The organism is Streptomyces sp. NPDC092369 (assembly GCF_044755245.1).
Taxonomy (GTDB): domain Bacteria; phylum Actinomycetota; class Actinomycetes; order Streptomycetales; family Streptomycetaceae; genus Streptomyces.
This window is the reverse complement of the sequence record NZ_JBIVQP010000001.1, coordinates 776275-793154: the sequence shown is the minus strand read 5'-3', so window position 1 is coordinate 793154 and position 16880 is coordinate 776275. Positions and strand designations below refer to the sequence as shown.

Annotated in this window: 17 protein-coding genes; 5 read left to right on the top strand and 12 right to left on the bottom strand. The window is 71.5% G+C overall.

Features of this window, described 5'->3' with window-relative positions:
- Positions 1–8: 8 nt before the first annotated feature.
- Entirely contained in the window at positions 9–224 is a 216-nt protein-coding gene (locus tag ACIQI8_RS03550; protein ID WP_123996504.1) for a dodecin, read from the bottom strand.
- A 243-nt stretch (positions 225–467) separates the two neighbouring features.
- Between ACIQI8_RS03550 and ACIQI8_RS03545 the strand changes: the two genes are divergently transcribed.
- A complete protein-coding gene (locus tag ACIQI8_RS03545; RefSeq protein ID WP_402344416.1) occupies positions 468–1724 on the top strand; it encodes an extracellular solute-binding protein in 1257 nt (418 codons plus the stop codon).
- Between the two features lie 58 nt (positions 1725–1782).
- On the opposite strand, the gene egtD is transcribed toward ACIQI8_RS03545, so the two are convergent.
- From egtD to egtA, 4 genes are read right to left on the bottom strand one after another with little or no spacing between them, the layout of a single operon-like run.
- A complete protein-coding gene (egtD, locus tag ACIQI8_RS03540) occupies positions 1783–2745 on the bottom strand; it encodes an L-histidine N(alpha)-methyltransferase (RefSeq protein ID WP_402344413.1) in 963 nt (320 codons plus the stop codon).
- Positions 2742–3533: an ergothioneine biosynthesis protein EgtC gene (gene egtC / locus ACIQI8_RS03535; protein WP_402344410.1), complete on the bottom strand. Its 792-nt coding sequence runs from the start codon at positions 3531–3533 to the stop codon at positions 2742–2744. Before egtC ends, egtD begins: the two co-directional genes overlap by 4 nt.
- On the bottom strand, positions 3533–4849 hold the full coding sequence (egtB, locus tag ACIQI8_RS03530) for an ergothioneine biosynthesis protein EgtB (RefSeq protein WP_402344407.1): 1317 nt from the start codon (positions 4847–4849) through the stop codon (positions 3533–3535). Before egtB ends, egtC begins: the two co-directional genes overlap by 1 nt.
- Positions 4846–6147: an ergothioneine biosynthesis glutamate--cysteine ligase EgtA gene (egtA, locus tag ACIQI8_RS03525; protein ID WP_402344404.1), complete on the bottom strand. Its 1302-nt coding sequence runs from the start codon at positions 6145–6147 to the stop codon at positions 4846–4848. Before egtA ends, egtB begins: the two co-directional genes overlap by 4 nt.
- 292 nt (positions 6148–6439) lie before the next feature.
- Here egtA and ACIQI8_RS03520 point away from each other — a divergent pair, with 292 nt between their 5' ends.
- Complete coding sequence (locus tag ACIQI8_RS03520) at positions 6440–7264, top strand: TIGR02452 family protein (protein WP_402344401.1); 825 nt, start codon at positions 6440–6442, stop codon at positions 7262–7264.
- A 10-nt stretch (positions 7265–7274) separates the two neighbouring features.
- Here ACIQI8_RS03520 and ACIQI8_RS03515 read toward each other — a convergent pair whose 3' ends face one another.
- From ACIQI8_RS03515 to ACIQI8_RS03500, 4 genes are all read right to left on the bottom strand, one after another.
- Positions 7275–7721 carry a type II toxin-antitoxin system PemK/MazF family toxin gene (locus tag ACIQI8_RS03515; RefSeq protein ID WP_402344398.1) on the bottom strand — a complete coding sequence of 149 codons (447 nt, stop codon included), beginning with the start codon at positions 7719–7721 and terminating at the stop codon, positions 7275–7277.
- A 165-nt stretch (positions 7722–7886) separates the two neighbouring features.
- Positions 7887–9305: a flotillin family protein gene (locus ACIQI8_RS03510; protein WP_402346660.1), complete on the bottom strand. Its 1419-nt coding sequence runs from the start codon at positions 9303–9305 to the stop codon at positions 7887–7889.
- 132 nt (positions 9306–9437) lie between these two features.
- Positions 9438–9656 (bottom strand): hypothetical protein, encoded by a 219-nt coding sequence (locus ACIQI8_RS03505; protein ID WP_401711415.1) that lies wholly within the window; start codon positions 9654–9656, stop codon positions 9438–9440.
- Between the two features lie 63 nt (positions 9657–9719).
- A complete protein-coding gene (locus tag ACIQI8_RS03500; RefSeq protein WP_402344394.1) occupies positions 9720–11144 on the bottom strand; it encodes an amidase in 1425 nt (474 codons plus the stop codon).
- A 258-nt stretch (positions 11145–11402) separates the two neighbouring features.
- Between ACIQI8_RS03500 and ACIQI8_RS03495 the strand changes: the two genes are divergently transcribed.
- Entirely contained in the window at positions 11403–12791 is a 1389-nt protein-coding gene (locus ACIQI8_RS03495; RefSeq protein ID WP_402344391.1) for a glycoside hydrolase family 43 protein, read from the top strand.
- A 37-nt stretch (positions 12792–12828) separates the two neighbouring features.
- Here the strand turns inward: ACIQI8_RS03495 and ACIQI8_RS03490 are convergent, their stop codons facing one another.
- Positions 12829–13455 carry a class I SAM-dependent methyltransferase gene (locus ACIQI8_RS03490; protein WP_402344388.1) on the bottom strand — a complete coding sequence of 209 codons (627 nt, stop codon included), beginning with the start codon at positions 13453–13455 and terminating at the stop codon, positions 12829–12831.
- Positions 13456–13587: 132 nt separating this feature from the next.
- Between ACIQI8_RS03490 and ACIQI8_RS03485 the strand changes: the two genes are divergently transcribed.
- The gene (locus tag ACIQI8_RS03485; protein ID WP_402344385.1) at positions 13588–14895 is read left to right on the top strand and encodes a sensor histidine kinase; all 1308 of its coding nucleotides are present in this window, start codon (positions 13588–13590) and stop codon (positions 14893–14895) included.
- Positions 14892–15596, top strand: coding sequence for a response regulator (locus ACIQI8_RS03480; RefSeq protein WP_402344382.1), 705 nt, complete (start codon positions 14892–14894; stop codon positions 15594–15596). The genes ACIQI8_RS03485 and ACIQI8_RS03480 overlap by 4 nt, the downstream gene beginning before the upstream one ends.
- Positions 15597–15754: 158 nt before the next feature.
- Here ACIQI8_RS03480 and ACIQI8_RS03475 read toward each other — a convergent pair whose 3' ends face one another.
- Both ACIQI8_RS03475 and ACIQI8_RS03470 read right to left on the bottom strand, forming a co-directional pair.
- Positions 15755–16318: a putative immunity protein gene (locus ACIQI8_RS03475; RefSeq protein WP_402344380.1), complete on the bottom strand. Its 564-nt coding sequence runs from the start codon at positions 16316–16318 to the stop codon at positions 15755–15757.
- Between the two features lie 141 nt (positions 16319–16459).
- On the bottom strand, positions 16460–16738 hold the full coding sequence (locus ACIQI8_RS03470) for a GlsB/YeaQ/YmgE family stress response membrane protein (protein WP_402344377.1): 279 nt from the start codon (positions 16736–16738) through the stop codon (positions 16460–16462).
- Between the last annotated feature and the right edge of the window lie 142 nt (positions 16739–16880).

The following is a 16880-nucleotide window of genomic DNA, read 5'->3' as shown; positions in this document are numbered from 1 at the left end:
CGGTCCGGTCAGTCCGACTCGTCGAGGCGGAAGCCGACCTTGAGGCCCACCTGCCAGTGCGCGATGTCCCCGTCCTCGATCTGGCCCCGGACCTGCGTCACCTCGAACCAGTCGAGGTTGCGCAGGGTCTGTGAGGCCCGGCCGACGCCGTTGCGAATGGCCTGATCGATCCCCTCGTGCGAGGTGCCGACGATCTCGGTGACCCGGTAGGTGTGGTTCGACATGCGGGTGCTCCTCTCCGTGCGTCCGTGGTGAACGGAACGTCACATGTGTCGCGCGTCACTCCACGGTGCCCCAAGCTGCGGCGGAGCGCGAGATGTCCGGCCGGCCGAACCGACACCCCTTGACGTCCGCATTGGTCCATACCAAACTCCTGCACACCCGTACGAGCCCCGCGCTCGTCCCCCCACGTCGGGCCCGTTCCCCCTGTCCGCAGACAGTTGTCGCCAGACAGAACAGGACCCCTCGTGAGACGCCGCAGCCTGCTCACCCTCGCCCCGCTCGGTCTCGTCAGCGCCTGCGGAATCGTGCCGGGCGGCGGGAGCGACCGACGTGCCGTCCAGGTCTGGCTGATGAAGGACAGCGCCTCGACGGACTTCGTGCGCGACTTCACCGCCGAGTTCGAGCGCGCCCACGACAACCTCCGGCTCGACATCCGCATCCAGGAATGGACCGGCATCGGCGAGAAGGTGCAGGCCGCGCTCGACAAGGACACCGGCGACGGACCCGACGTCATCGAGGTCGGCAACACCCAGGTCTCGCAGTACGTGGAGCGGGACCGGCTGCTCGACCTGACGCTGGAGTCGAGGCTGCACTGGGGCAGCCGCGACTGGCTGCCCGGCCTCGCCGAGCCGGGGCAGTTCATCGGCCACCAGTACGGGATCCCCTGGTACGCCGCCAACCGCGTCGTCATCTACCGCAAGGACCTGTTCGCGCGGGCGGGCGTCAAGGCTCCGCCGCGCACCCGGGACGACTGGCTCGACCTCACCGAACAGCTCAACTCCGGCGGCAACCAGGGCATTTACCTCGCCGGACAGGACTGGTACACGCTGGCCGGCTTCATCTGGGAGGAGGGTGGCGAGCTCGCGGACGACGGGGACGGCGGTGGCTGGCGGGGCACGCTGGACACTGCGGCGGCCCTGCGCGGGATGGACTTCTACCGGCGCCTTCAGGCGCTCGGCAAGGGGCCGGTCGACGCCGACGAGGAACACCCGCCCCAGGCGGGCGAGTTCGCCAAGGGGAAGGTCGCCCAGATCATCGCCGTCCCCGGGCTCGCCCGGACCGTGGTCCAGCAGAACCCGGAACTCGAAGGCAAGTTGGGCTTCTTCCCCGTCCCCGGCAGAACGGCCGGCCGGCCCGGCGCGGTCTTCACCGGCGGCTCCGACCTGGTCGTACCGAACAACACGCACGACCAGGACGGCGCCGTCGCCGTCGTCGCGGCCCTCGCCGGCGCCAAGTGGAACACCCGGCTGGCCGAGGCGATGAACTACGTGCCCAACAAGAAGACCCTCGCCCGGTCCGTCGCCGACGAGGAGGGGGTCGCCGCCATGGCGGCCGGAGCCGCGCGGGGGCGGGCGACCCCCAGTACGGCTCAATGGGGTGCCGTGGAGGCGGACAACCCCATCAAGGCGTACATGACCAAGGTGCTCGGCGGGGCCGACCCGGCCACGGAGGCCAAGCGGGCGTCCCGGCAGATCACCGAGATGCTCAACGCCATCGACTGAACCGGCACTCGGACGACGGGGGCCGGCCGCTCAGCGCGCCGGGCTCAGCGGCGGCGACTCAGGTCGCCACGCTCAGCGACAGCGCGAAGCGGCCCCCGTCGTCCGTCCACCAGCGGGCCAACTCCAGCCCGGCCGCGGACAGTTCGGCGCGCACACCCTCCTTCCGGAACTTCGCCGAGATCTCGGTGCGCAGTTCCTCGTCCGCGCCGAAGTCGACGGCCAGGTCGAGCGCGGGGATCTTCACGGTCTGCTCGGTGCGCGAGCGCAGCCGCATCTCGATCCACTCGTTCTCCGCGTCCCACAGCGCGACATGGTCGAAGGCGTCGAGGTGGAAGTCGGCGTCCAGCTCGCGGTTGACCACGGTCAGGACGTTCTTGTTGAACGCGGCCGTCACCCCGGCCGCGTCGTCGTACGCCCGGACCAGCACTCCCTCGTCCTTGACCAGGTCCGTGCCGAGCAGCAGCGCGTCTCCGGGGGACAGCAGCGAGCGGATCGCGGCGAGGAACACGGCCCGCTCGGCCGGCAGCAGATTGCCGATCGTGCCGCCGAGGAACGCCACCAGCCGTGGGCCGGGCGCCTGAGGCAGCGTCAGCGAGGCGGTGAAGTCGGCGATCAGCGCGTGCACGTGGAGCTCCGGGCGCTCGGCGATCAGCGCCTGTCCGGCCTGGGTGAGGGCGCTCTCGCTGACGTCGACCGGGATGTAGGTGTCGAGGCCGGTCAGCGCGTCGAGCAGGTAGCGCGTCTTCTCCGAGGAACCGGAGCCGAGTTCGACGAGGGTGCGCGCCCCGGTCGCCTCGGCGATCTCCCCGGAGCGGGCGATGAGGATCTCCCGTTCGGCGCGCGTCGGGTAGTACTCGGGCAGTTCGGTGATCTGCTCGAACAGGTCGCTGCCGTGGGCGTCGTAGAACCACTTCGGCGGCAGCGTCTTGGGGGTGCCCGTGAGGCCACGCTGGACGTCGGCGCGCAGTGCGGCCTCGGTGGCGTCCTCGGGCAGGGTGCGGGTGAGAAGGAAGGGACTCACGAACGCGGCTCCTTCGATGGTGCGGGAGCCGGTGTGTCGTTCGGCTCCTTGAGGGGGGTGAGCAGCACGTCCGTGCGGCTCGCAGAGAGCAGGGTGCGGTCGGGGACCTCCTGCCACCGGGTGTCGTCGTCGTAGGGCTCGGACGCCACGACGACGCTGTGGCCGGGCCGGGCGAGGTACCAGAGGGTGTCGCCCCAGGCGGTCGCGGCGATGGTCGCGCCGTCGGTGAGCAGCAGGTTCAGCCGGGACCCCGGAGCCGCCGCAGCGATCTCCGGGACCGCGTCGGTCAGCGCCTGCCCCATGGAATCGCCGCCGCGCAGCCGGGCGAGGACCAACTCCCATGCGAGAGCGGAGTCGTTGCGCGCCTCCAGCGACAGCAGGTCGACCGCCGGCAGCTTCTGTGCCAGCGGCGCGAGCGAGCCCGGCCAGCCCTTGACGGCGCCGTTGTGGCTGAACAACCAGGGCCCCGCGGCGAACGGTGCCGCCGCGGCCTCCCCGTCGGCGCCCGGCACGGTCGCGTCCCGCACGGCGGCGAGGAGCGCCCCCGACCTGACCACCCGGGCCAGATCGGCGAAGGACAGGTCGGCCCAGATGGGCCCGGCCCGCCGGTACCGGGCCGGCATCGGATCCCCGTCGGCATACCAACCGACCCCGAAACCATCCGCGTTGACGGTCCCGTACCGCTGCCGTCGCGGCTCCCACGACTGCCGGTACAGGCTGTGCGCCGGCTCCACCAGCAGCCGCCCGAGCGGCTCCGGCGGCCCGACGTACGCCAGGTGACGGCACATCAGACGTCTCCTGTGCGGGCCGTGCGGAACCCGGAGAAGATCTGCCGCCGGATCGGGTAGTCCCAGTTGCGGAACGTGCCCCGGCAGGCGACCTCGTCCACCGCGAACGAACCGCCGCGCAGCACCTTGTACTCCGGCCCGAAGAACACCTCCGAGTACTCCTTGTACGGGAACGCCACGAACCCCGGATACGGGGTCAGGTCGCTCGACGTCCACTCCCACACGTCACCGATCAACTGCCGCACCCCGAGCGGGGACTCGCCCTCCGGGTAGCTGCCGGCCGGGGCCGGGCGCAGATGCCGCTGGCCGAGGTTGGCGTGCTCGGGCGCCGGATCGGCGTCGCCCCACGGAAAGCGCATGGTGCGTTCGCCCGCCGGGTCGTAGCGGGCCGCCTTCTCCCACTCGGCCTCGGTGGGCAGCCGGCGCCCCGCCCAGCGGGCGTACGCGTCGGCCTCGTACCAACTCACGTGCAGCACCGGCTCGTTCGGCGGCACCACCTCGGTGACGCCGAAGCGGCGGCGCAGCCACTGCTTGCCGTCGCGGCTCCAGAACAGCGGGGCGCGCACGGAGTTGCGGCGGATGTGTGCCCACCCCTCGGGCGCCCACCAGCGCTCGGTGTCGTAGCCGCCGTCCTCGATGAACGCCTGATAGGCGCCGTTCGTCACGGGGGTCGTGTCGATGTAGAAGGGCGCCACCTCACGCTGGTGCGCGGGGCGTTCGTTGTCCAGCGCCCATGGCTCGTCGGAGGTTCCCATGGTGAACGGGCCGCCGGGGACGAGGACTTCGGCCGGCCCGGTGAACAGCGGGGCCGGGTCCGGGTCGGGGGCGGTCAGGGCCTGCGGGCCCGTGCGGAGCTGATGGGTGATCAGCATCGTCTCGTCGTGCTGCTGTTCGTGCTGCGCGACCATCCCGAAGGCGAAGCCCGCCTCCGTGAGGCGTGTGCCGTGGAAGTCGGCACTCTCCAGCACGTCCATCACCCGCCCGCGCACCTCGGCCGCGTAGCTGCGGGCCTCGGCGGGCGGCAGCAGCGGCAGCGAGGGACGTTCGGAGCGCGGGTGCTCGAAGGCGTCGTACAGGCCGTCGATCTCGGGACGCATCGCCTCGCGCCCGGCGACGGCCCGCAGCAGCCACAGCTCCTCCTGGTTGCCGATGTGCGCGAGGTCCCACACCAGGGGCGACATCAGCGGCGAGTGCTGCGCGGTCAGGTCGGGGTCCTCCACGCAGCTGGTCAGCAGCGTGGTGCGCTCACGGGCGGTGGTCAGGGTGGTGAGTGCCCGTTCCCGGAGCGACTCGGCATCGGGGGCGGGGTCGGTCATGTGCGGATGTCCTTCCCGAGGGCGCGGCTGTCCGTGCCGCGCAGGCGGTCGAGCAGGTCGTCGGCGGGGCAACGGCCCTGGACGACATAGCGGTTGAGATACGCGGCCACCGCGTCCGTGACCGTGGCGTCGGCGCCCAGCCGCGGCAGGGCCTCAAGGGCAGCCACGAAGCAGGTCACCGCCGCCTCCCGCAGCTCCGGATCGGCCGGCCCGTAACGGGCCGCGTCCAGCCACAGCGGATTGTGCGGGGCGGGCCGCCCCACGGCACGTTCGGCCAGCGGCTTCACCGTGCGGTAGGCGGTCTCGGCGGCCTCCGGGTCGTCGAAGAGCGCCGCCGTCACGGCCAGCGGCACGATCCAGCCGTCGTCGCCGGGCTGCGCGTCGATCATGCGCAGCTCCAGATGACCGCGCGGCCGCACCGGCGGGAACAGCGTCGAGATGTGGTAGTCGAGGTCCTCCCTGGTCGGCGGCCTCGGCGCGCCCGACCTGGTCCACTCCCGGAAGGTCAGCCCCTCCGGTACGTCCCACGGCCCTTCGTCCCGCCGTACGCACATCACCGGCGCGTCCAGGACGTGCCGGGCCCAGGACTCGCGCGGTGCGCCGTCCAGCGCGGGCGCGCCCGCGCGGCCCGGGCCGATCTCCGTCCACAGCAGCTGCCGGGTGGAGCGCCAGCCCGTGGGCCGGCGGGTGGCGAGCGGGGAGTTGGCGAAGGCGGCCACCAGGACCGCGCCCAGCTGGTGCGCCAGCCACCAGCGCCGCCCGAGACCGAGCGGTCCCGGCTCCTCGTACCCCGCGTCCAGACAGACCTGCACGGAGGCCGAGGTGCACATCATGGCCCGGCCCGCCGGGCCCGTACGGTCCAGACAGGCTTCCATGGCGTCGTAGCGCGGCTCGTGCAGGAACCGGCGCGGAGAGTGCCAGGGGTCCTGGCCGACGCCCACGAGGCCGAGATCGTGCTCGGCGAGAGCGGAGCGGACGGCGTCGAGGTCGGCGGAGACGGTGGCGATGCACTCCGTCAGCGAGGCGGCGGGCGGCGAGCTCAGTTCCAGCTGGCCGCCGGGCTCGACAGTGAGCGCCGACTTCAGGGGAACGGTCCGCAGAGCGGCGTAGGCCGCTTCGAGCCGTTCGGGTGTCACCGGGAGCTGCGGGATGCGCAGCTCGTGGACGAGCCATTCCACTTCGACCCCGAGGGTGCGGGGCGGGCCGGTCTTGAAGCAGATGCCCCGGACCAGGGCCTCCACCTCGGCTTCGGTGACTGCGGAGCGGTTCTCCGTACAGTCACTCACCGAATCGGACATATCAGGATCCCTCCTGGAGATTCCACCATGCCACCGCCCCGGCCGGTAGGCCTTCCGGACGGCAGCGCTCGTCCCACCCAAAACCCTCGCGTCGAATCGCACAAGGGTGCGTAGTGGCACGTTCCGGCTCGGTAATCTTTCCCTTCCCGCTGTTTGCTGAGGCTTTCCCGGGCGTTTGCGGGAACGCGAAAACTCCGTTGCGGCGCACCACCGGCATCGACCACGATTCCTCCATGAGTACGACGGGGGAACGCGCACGGCACGCGAGAACGGCGCCCACGGGGGTGGCGCCATGAGCGCGCGCCTGCGCGCTCTCGCGCTGCAGACCGAACAGATCGTGGCGGCGGGGTCGTACCGGACCTCCCAGGGGCGCGAAGTGTTCCTGGCCGCGCCGATCGAGGCGGCCCGGACCGGCACGCGGATGTACGGGCCGGCGCCGGTACGGATGCCCCCGAGCACTCCGGCCGACACCTTCTTCGAAGTCACCGGCGAGAGCAGTCTGGAGGCCGCCCGCAGGCTCGGCGGCGAGGCGGCCGTCCTGAACTTCGCCTCGGCCCGCAACCCGGGCGGCGGTTTCCTCAACGGCGCCCAGGCGCAGGAGGAGGCCCTGTGCCGCGCCTCCGCGCTGTACACGTGCCTGCTTGAGGCCCGGGAGTTCTACGACCATCACCGCGCCGACCGCGACCCGTTCTACACGGACCGCGTCATCCACTCACCGGCCGTCCCCGTCTTCCGCGACGACCGCGGCAACCTCCTGGACGAGCCGTACACGACGGGCTTCCTGACCGCCGCGGCACCGAACGCGGGCGTCATCCGGCAGCGGACACCGCAGCGGACCTCCGACCTGCCGGCCGCCCTCGCGACCCGCGCCGAGCGGGTCCTGGAGACGGCCGCCGCACAGGGCTATCGGCGCCTGGTCCTCGGGGCCTGGGGCTGCGGGGTCTTCCAGAACGACCCGGCGCAGGTGGCGGGCGCGTTCCGGACGCTTCTTGGCCCCGACGGCCGGTTCGCGGGCACCTTCGAGCACGTGGTGTTCGGGATCCTGGACCGCACGCCGGGGCATGCGGTCCGAGCGGCCTTCGTACGGGCGTTTCCGGAGCGTCAGCTCCAGCGGTAGCCCTCGGGCGTCAGCTCCAGCCGTAGCGCTCCGCCAGCCGGTTGCGCACCAGGTTGAACCGGCCGCGGTCCAGCGCACAGGCCTCGCGGCGCATGCCCCGCTCGTGCAGCCGCAGCACCCGGTCGACGTCGACCCAGGAGTCCCGCCCGGACCCGTCCCACGGTCCACTGCCGATCGCGACCCACTCGCGGTCGCCGTCGTGCCGCTTGCTCGACAGTTGTACGGCGAGCAGCGTGCCGGCGGCCTCGCGGGCGACGACGAGCACGGGACGGTCCTTGCCTCGGCCGTCGTTCTCCTCGAACGGCACCCAGGTCCAGACGATCTCCCCGGGGTCGGGGTCACCGTCGTGCGCGGGGGCGTACTCGGTGCGGACGCGGCCCACCTTGCGGGCGTCGGCCTCGGTGGTGGCGGTCGGGCCGAAACGGCCGGGGACGTTCTCATCGGTATGCGCAGTCACGGAGGCAGCGTAGAGGGGCCCTCCGCGAAGAGGGCCCCCGGGCACGCTGTCGGGATCAAGGACGGGCTGACAGGATCACGGTCCCGCCGGCCGTCGGGAACGCCGCCCGGCTGGGCAGTTGGGATCGCGGCCCCCGTTCACCCGCCCCTGTTCCCCTGTGCCTCCTTACGCCTCCTTGTCCACCGGCACCTTCTGCGCCGGCGGTGTCGTGCCGCCGTTCAGGGCCGAAGTCCCGTTCGGGGGCTGCCCGTTCTGGTTCATCGTGGCGAGCAGCTGCCGGGCCAGACCGAGCCCGGTGCCGCCCATGGTGAGCGCCTTGGCGAGCATGTCGGCCAGGCCGTCCGCCCCGTTGAGGACGACCATGTTGTCGACGTTGCCGAAGGCGGACGCACCCGCCTTCACGATCTCCGGCCAGTTCTCGGCGAGTTGCTGGGCGACCACGGCCTCCTGGTTCTCGGCGAGGGCTGCGGCCCGCGCCTTGATGGCCTCCGCCTTGGCGAGCCCCTTGGCCCTGGTGGCTTCGGCCGCCGCGAGACCCTTCGCCTGCACGGCGGCGGCCTCGGCCTCACCGGTCGCCCTGACCCGGGTCGCCTCGGCGGCGGCCGCCAGTTCCGTCTCCCTCGCCTTGGCCTCCGCGCCCGAGATCCGGGCGTCTCGCTCGCCCTCGGCGAGGGTGCGCTTCTCGTAGGCCTTCGCGTCCGCCGGCTTGCGGACGTCCACCTGGAGCTGCTGTTCCCGCCGCTGCGCCTCCAGTTCGGCGACCCGGGTCTCCTGGACCACCACCTGCTGCCGGGCCGCCGCGTCCGCCAGCGGACCGGCCTGCCGCGCCTCCGCAGCCGCCTTGTCCCGCTCGGCCTGGTAGCCGGCCTGGAGGATCTCGCTGTCGCGGGTGGCCTCCGCCATCCGCGCGAACGAGGCCTGCTCCGCCTCCGTGGCGCGCCGGTTCGCCTCCGCCTGCGCGATCCGCGCGTCCCGCTGCACGGCCGCCGCGTGCGGCATCGCCAGGTTCTTGATGTACCCCGTCGGGTCCTCGATCTCGTGGATCTGCAGCGAGTCCACGATCAGACCCAGCTTCTCCATCTCCGTACCGCACGCGGCCCGGGTCTGCCCCGTGAGCTTGTCCCGGTCGCGGATCATGTCCTCGACCGTCAACCCGCCCACGATGGACCGGACATGACCGGCGAAGACGTTGTGCACCCGCTCCGACATCAGCTTCTGCTGATCGAGGAAACGACGGCCCGCGTTGGCGATCGACACGAAGTCGTCGCCGACCTTGAAGATGACCACGCCCCGCACCTTGAGCGGAATGCCCTGCGAGGTCACGCAGTCCACGTGCAGTTCCGTCTCGTTCAGGTCGAGAGAGAGCTTGCGCACCGCCTGCACGCCGGGCAGCACCAGCGTGCCGCGCCCTGTGACGATGCGGAATCCCATGCCCGGCTCAAGGCCTTCGGTACGGTGTTTGGAGCCCGAGATGATGAGTGCCTCGTTCGGCTCCGCGACCCGCCACATCGACTTGAACAGACCGATAAGTACGAGAACGGCGACAACCGCCACCCCCGCAACGACGCCGACAACCATCGGCAACGCCCCCTTTTGATGGTGCACTTGAAGCACCGAACGAAGGGAGTGTGCGCCTGTACGGCGCAGGGGTGAAGACGCCGACCTTTCCTTGTTGCCATCTTGACGCGGAAGGCTCTCACCTGGGGCGCAGCATGCTCAACTGTCGTACGCGGCTGTTACGTAGACCGTCCTCGGCGGCAGATGCTCGACGACCATGACGACCGTGCCCTGCTCGATCCGGTCGGTCCCCGTGGCGGCGTACGCGAGGAAGTGCTCGGCCCCGCCGCGCACCCGGACGATCACCTCGCCGACGAGCCCGGGCCCCACCGTCCCGGTGACCCGCCCCATGAGCCCGACCAACGACACATCGTCCATGGTCACAGGGTACGGGCAGGTCACGGGGGACGGACCCGGTCACACGCAACGGCCCCAACTCGCCTATACCGCGGGGGAATTCGTCTGCGCCTCCTGCGGTGGCCAGGCCTCGTGCCAGCGCACCTCCGCTTCCAACTGGGCGGCGAGCGAGATCAGCAGCGGCTCGGAACCCGCCGGACCGAGCAACTGCGCGCCGACGGGCAGCCCGCCCTCGACGAACCCGGCCGGGACGTTGACACCGGGCCAGCCCAGCACGTTCCACGGCCACGCGTACGGACAGGCGGCGATCATCGCGCGGTCCGTCGCGAAACCGCTCAGCGGCAGCATCGCGCCGATCCGTGGCGGGGGAGCGGCCGTGGTCGGGGCGAGGATCACGTCGTAGGACCCGAAGAAGCCGCCGATACGGCGGTGCTGGACCGTCTCCGCGCGCCGGGCCGCCCGCAGGGGTGCCCCGCCGAGCAGTCGGCCCAGGCGTGCGGCGTCACGGGTGCGGCGGTCCAGGAGCGCGGGGTGCGGTGACTCGCGGACGCGTTCGGCGAGGCCGACGGTGGCGCGGGGAATGAAGGCGAGCCCGATCTGGCCGTACGGAGGGTCGGCCTCCTCGACGACGTGCCCCAACGCGCTGACCCGCTCGGCGAGTTGGCGCACCCGGGCGCGTACCTCCGGCTGGAGGCGCGCGGGCAGGGCGGTGAAGGGCGGCTTGAGGGAGAGGGCGATGCGCAGCCGCCCGGGTTCGCGTCCCGCGGCCTCGGCGGCGTTGATGATCTCCGGCCGGTGCGGGTCCCGCTCGTGGTTGCCGCTCGCAGCGTCGAGGAGCAGGGCCGCGTCCGCGACCGTGCGGGCCAGCGTGCCGTTGACGGTGATGCCCTGGAAGGACTCGCCGCGCGGCCAGGTGGAGATGCGGCCGCGCTGCGGCTTGATGCCGACGAGGTGGGTCCAGGAGGCGGGGATCCGCACCGATCCGGCGCCGTCCGAGCCGAGCGCGGCGGGCACGAGACCGGCGGCGACGGCGGCGGCCGAACCGCCCGAGGAGCCACCGGGGGAGTGATCGGGGTGCCAGGGGTTGCGGGTCGCGCCGAACGCGGGCCCCTCGGTGAAGGGCCACTGCCCCAGCTCGCAGGTGTTGGTCTTGCCGATGACGATGGCACCGGCCGCGCGCAACCGCCGTACGGCTTCGCCGTCCTGGGCGGCCGGCGGGTAGTCGCCCTCGCAGCCGAACGCGGTCGGCTCGCCCGCCACGTCCGTGTCGTCCTTGACGGCCACCGGCACCCCGAGCAGCGGCTTGCGCACCCCGGCGGCCAACTCCTTGTCGGCGGCGTCGGCTTCGTCGAGAGCGGCCCGGCTCCGCACGATCCGGAAGGCGTTGAGACTCGGCTGGGTGGCCTCGATCCGGGCCAGCGCCCGCTCGACCAGCGTCCGGGAGGTCACCTCCCCGGCGGCCAGCGCGCGGGCGGACTCGGCGAGGCCGGGGGAACGGTCGGGCGTCATGGGGGACCTCCGGAGAAGCGGCGCGGTCTACCGAACAGTAACGTCGGGTCTCCCGGCTCGGTGCGGGATGTCGAACATCCCTTGCGCGAAAGGGAAGTCGGCGGTGCCGGAAGGCGCAACACAGGCTTCACACAGGGGTCATCCGGCCATGCTCAATCCATTGACGCGCACCTGCCTCACCCTTACGGTCTGACCGACTTGCCGAACCATGTTCGAAATGACGGACATTGGTGCATTCGGTTGACCAAGGAGCCGCACGTGAGCCCTCGCCCCGCCACTCCCTCCCGCCGCACCCTGCTGCGCGCGATGGCCGCCCTGCCCGCCTCGGCGCTGGTCCTGGGCCAAGCCCCCGGCCTGCTCGGCACGGCCCTGGCCGCAGCCCCGGCGAGCGGCTCCGCGACGCGGTACACCATCGTGCCGTTCCTGAACAGCGACGACGGCACGGTGAACGTCTACCAGTCCGACGACGCCACCGACTTCCGGCTCCTGAAAGCCTCCGCCTATACCCCGCCCAGCAACAGGATCCGCGACGCGAGCGTCTTCAAGCACACCGACGGCTACTACTACGTCACCTACACCACGCACACCTGGCAGGACGTCTCCACCACCATCGGCTTCGCGCGCAGCGCCGACCGGGCCAACTGGACGTTCCTGTACGACTACACGGTCCCGATCGCCGGCCTGTCCCGGGCGTGGGCGCCCGAGTGGTTCGTCGACAGCGACGGCAGCGTGAACGTCATCGTCTCCTGCTCCCTCACGAGCGACGAGTGGATCTTCACCCCGTACCGACTCAGGGCCACCGACTCGGCGCTCACGGCATGGAGTTCACCGGTAGCCCTGTCCGGTATCGGCGCGAACCACATCGACACGTACATCGTGAAGGTCGGCTCGACCTATCACGCCTTCACCAAGAACGAGACGGCGAAGTACATCGAGTACGGCACGGCCTCCAGCCTCAACGGCCCCTACACGATCTCGAGGACCGGCGACTGGGCCGGCTGGGGCAGCTACCGCGAGGGCCCATCCGTGATCCAGCTCGACAATGGCGCCTGGCGCATCTTCTTCGACGGCTACGGCGACGGCAGGTACTACTACAGCGACAGCTACGACTCGTTCGCCACCTGGTCCGCCCCGAAGGCGCTCCCGTCCGTGTCCGGTACGGCCCGCCACTTCACGGTCATCAAGGAGACGGTCTCGGGCGGACCGGCCCTGGCCACGAACGTCTCCCGCTCCCTGCGGTCCGCCAACTACTCCACCCGCTACTGGCAGGAGCAGTCCACCCTGCTCAACCTGCCCGTCGTCACCGCCTCCAGCACCACCGCCGAGAAGCAGGCCTCCACCCTCACGGTCGTCCCCGGCCTGGCGGACTCCAACGCCTACTCCTTCCGCGACGCGGCCGGCAACCACCTCCGTCACTACGACTTCCGCGGACGCTTCGACGCCAACGACGGCACGTCGACGTTCGCCAGGGACGCCACGTTCATCGCCCGCGCGGGCACGTCCTCGACCGCCGTCCGCTTCGAGTCGTACAACTACCCCGGCTACTACCTGCGGCACTACAACTACCAACTGCGTGTGGAACTGACGGACGGGACGGACCTGTTCAGATCGGACAGCTCGTTCGTGCCGGTGACGGCTTGGGCGTGACCTGCGCACCTGCTGTGTCCCGCGCATGCTCGCCGATTCAGCAAGCTGAATCAGCCGGATGACCTTGTGTGCCCGCGGCCTTCAACCCGCCTTGCTGGTCGAGAGGGCGGGTGGCGCGGTGCACGAAAGCGGGCGGGAGGTTCCGCCACACCACGGACGTGCGCTCCAACCGGTCGAAACGGCAGGCCAGTTCGGCTGCGAAGTGACGGGCGGGCGGAGTCCGGGCCGCATGGACGTATGCGAAGGTGGTGAACCGGCCCTCAGGCGCGAGGACGTGCGTCACGGCGTCCAGGATCCGTCCACGCCGTTCGCGCGGCATGACCGTCCACGGCAGGCCGGAGACCACCGCGTCGACCGGTTCGCCCACCGTGGCGGCCAGTTCGGTGGCGGAGCCCGTCACCACGGTCAGTCGTGTGTCGCGCCGGGTCGCCGACAACCGTGCCGCCAGCGTCGGGTTGAGCTCGATCGCCACGAGTCGTGCCCCCGGCGCCAGGCGGCGGAGGATGGCGTCGGTGAACACCCCGCTCCCCGGGCCGAGTTCGACGACCAGCCGGGCCCCTTCCAGTCCGATGCCTTCGGTCATCGCGCGCGCCAGCCGCTGTGAACTGGCCGCCACGGCACCGGTCATGAGAGGGCGCCTGAGGAACTCCGTGGTGATCGACATGGCGGCCATGCTCGAAGCGCCCCGGGGGGCCGCACGTCCTGTCCCCGGCCGGTGCGTGTACGACCGCGGGAGGACCCGGTGACGCCCCGCAGGACGATGTGCGGCGGCAGGTCCCGGCCCTAGCGTGAGGTGGTGCATCGGCTGATCGAGACCCTCGCCCGACTGCGGCGCGGCCACCCGTGGCTGACGGACCTCCTGCTGATCGTGCTGGTGGCCGTCCCTCCGGTGATCCGCCCGGAGCCGGGCTGGCGGCCGGTCTGGGTGCAGGCGGGCGTGTACGCGACCCTCGTGCTCCCCCTGCTGTGGCGCCGCCGTCGGCCGGTGCTCGTCGCGGCCCTGGTGACGGCGGCGTTCTGGGCGCAGTGGCTCGGACAGGTGTGGGGACAGGAACCGGGACGCGGTGCCGTCGCGGTGGGCGCGGTCCTGGCCACCCTCACCGTGCGCGGTCTGCGGCGCGCCGCGGCGGCGACGGCGGTCGGTGCCTCCGTCTGCGTACTGCTGTGGATTCCCGCGTGGGAGCGGGAGTTCACCGGCCCGGGCGCTCGTGGTGCCTGGCTCACTCCGCTCGCGGTGGGGCTTCTGCTGGCCGCGTCCTGGGTGTTCGGCGAGTACGTCCGGGCCCGGCGCGCCTACTTCGCGGAGTTCGAGCGGCGGGCCGCGCTCGCCGAGTCGGAGCGCCTCGCCCTGGCCCAGGTGGCCGTGGCCGAGGAACGGGCACGCATCGCCCGCGAGATCCACGACGTCCTCGCGCACACCATGAGCGTGATGGTGCTGAACGCGGAGGGCGGCAGGCTGATGCGGCAGGTCGACCCCGCCGTCGTCGACCGCACCCTCGACGTCATCAGCGCGACCGGCCGCGAGGCACTGGGCGAACTGCGCCGACTGCTGGAGGTGCTGCGTACGCCCGTCGCGGAGGCTTCCGCCAACACCCTTGAACCCGGCCCCGGTTCGGCTACCGGTTCCGAACCGGGTGGGACCACGGAGTCCCTCGCGGCCGGTCTGCGGCGACTGGTCGCACGCCTCAACATCAGCGGAACGCGCGCCCGGTTGGACCTGTGCGGAGAGCGCGGCGGCCTCCCGGCCGATCTCACCGCGCAGACGTACCGCATCGTGCAGGAGGCACTCACCAACGTCGTCAAACACGCGCCGCGGGACGCCGCGGTCCACGTACGGGTCGACACCGGTATCCGCGGGCCCGGGCGGCTGGTCCGCGTACAGGTGGAGAACTCGCCCGGAGCCGAACGGGAAGCCGCCGCGGAGCGCCCCGCCCCGCTGCTCTCCTCCGGCCGCGGACTCACCGGCATGCGCGAACGCACCGCCCTGTACGGCGGGAGTGTGGACGCCGGGCCCACACCCGAGGGCGGCTACCGGGTGGCCGCCACCCTGCGCTCCACAGGTCCCGCACCCACCAGGCCCGAGCCCACCACGGCGACTCCATGAACGACCGCGTCAACAACCCCACCCCGACGCCTGCTTCGGCACCGTCCCGAGTCCTGATCTGCGACGACCAGGAATTGATCCGGATGGGGCTGCGCATGGTCGTCGACAGCCAGCCCGATCTCACCGTGGTGGGCGAGGCCGCCGACGGCGACGCGGCGATCGCCGGCGTGGCCGCCCTGACGCCGGACCTCGTCCTGATGGACGTACGCATGCCGGGTCTGGACGGGCTCGCCGCGACCGAACGGCTCTGCGCGCGGGCCGACGGACCCCGGATCCTCGTCGTCACCACCTTCGACCTCGACGAGTACGCCTACGCCGCCCTGCGGGCCGGTGCGAACGGCTTCCTCGTCAAGGACGCCCCCGCCGAGGAGATCCTGGTGACCGTCCGTGCGGTGCTGCGGGGCGAGGTCATGGTCGCGCCCTCGCTCACCCGGCGCCTGGTCGAACGCTTCGTCCTGCACGCCCCCGCGGCCGTGCCCGCCCAGCGCAGCCGTCTGGCGGCTCTCACCGAACGCGAACGGGACGTCCTCACCCTGGTCGCCCAAGGACTGGCCAACGGCGAGATCGCGGACCGGCTGTTCGTGGGGGAGACGACCGTCAAGACCCACCTCGGCCGGATCCTGACCAAACTGGGCCTGCGGGACCGTATCCACGCGGTGATCTTCGCCTATGAGAGCGGGCTGGTACGGGTCGGAGACTGAACGGGGCTCAATGCGGCGGGACTTGAGTGGTGATCGGACCTGGGTGATCGGATGCCGATCCCGACCTGCTGAAGCCGCCGATCAACCTGATACGCCTGGGAGAGGGCGCGTCGAGCCGAGCGGTCGAGTGCGATGTGCTGATCAGCAGCCTGACGGGATCACTCAGCGAGGGTGGGCGAACGCAGCTCGGTGTCCAGCAGGCGGATCAACTCCCCAACCCGTCCACCGCCGTTGGGCGCAGCCGGGTAGCGCTTGAGCACGTCGACGACGACCGGTGTCGCACGCTGCGCCATCCGCTCAAGGAACTCGGCAGCGACCCTGTGATCGTCCCCGGCGACGAGTTCGGCCGCCCTGGCCGCGTAGGCGCCGGCCCCGAGTATGTGCTTGACCTGGGTGGCCTTGGCCAGGGGATGCAGGTATGCGGCGCCCGCCGCGGACATGGCCGCCCATGCGGCCTCGCGGGCAGCCACGGTGTCCGCGCTTTTGGCCGCCTTGAGGGCCGCGGATGCTGTCTCCCGCAGAGATCTGCCGCGTTCGCCGCCCCGAGCGAACTCCCACGCGGCACGGACGGCGTCCCGCGGGCGCGGGTCGTCCGGCTGGTCGGCCTCGAAGATCCCGAGCACCGCGTCCGCACACACCGCGGCGAACGCCGTGACCTCGCGAAGGTCCTGTCTGCTCAGAGCGATCTCGCCCGCATCCCCCGCCGTTCCTCCATCTTTCATCCGGCCATTATCGGCGTGCGGTCGCCGCTTCGAGGATCGCGGTCGCCCAGTTGCAGAGCCCCGCAACAAGGCCGCGGACGGCTCCCGTCCTGTCGAGCAGGGGGAGCCGTCCGAATGCCGCATGCGGATGCCTTCAGCAGGTCAGGCGTGACGGTGCGAGCGTCGGTTGCCGGTGAAGACGCGGTAGAGAAGCAGCAGGATCATGGAGCCGACGATCGCGGCGATCCAGGTGGAGAGGTCGAAGAAGCCGTCGATGGAGTCGACGCCGAAGATCACCTTGCCGAGCCAGCCACCGAGCAGGCCTCCGACGATGCCGATGAGCATGGTGACGATGATGCCGCCGGGGTCCTTGCCCGGCATCAGGAGCTTGGCGATGGCACCGGCGAGAAGGCCGATGAGGATCCAGGCGATGATGCCCATGGTGCGTCTCCGTTTCCTCGGAAAAAAGCGGTGTCGGCTCCTCGTGTGTACCGATCCGGCCCGAACAAACGTCTCTTTCAGGAACAGCGCGTTCGTCCGGTGGGAACGGCACGCCCGGCCGGCAGGAGCAGCGCTCGGACCG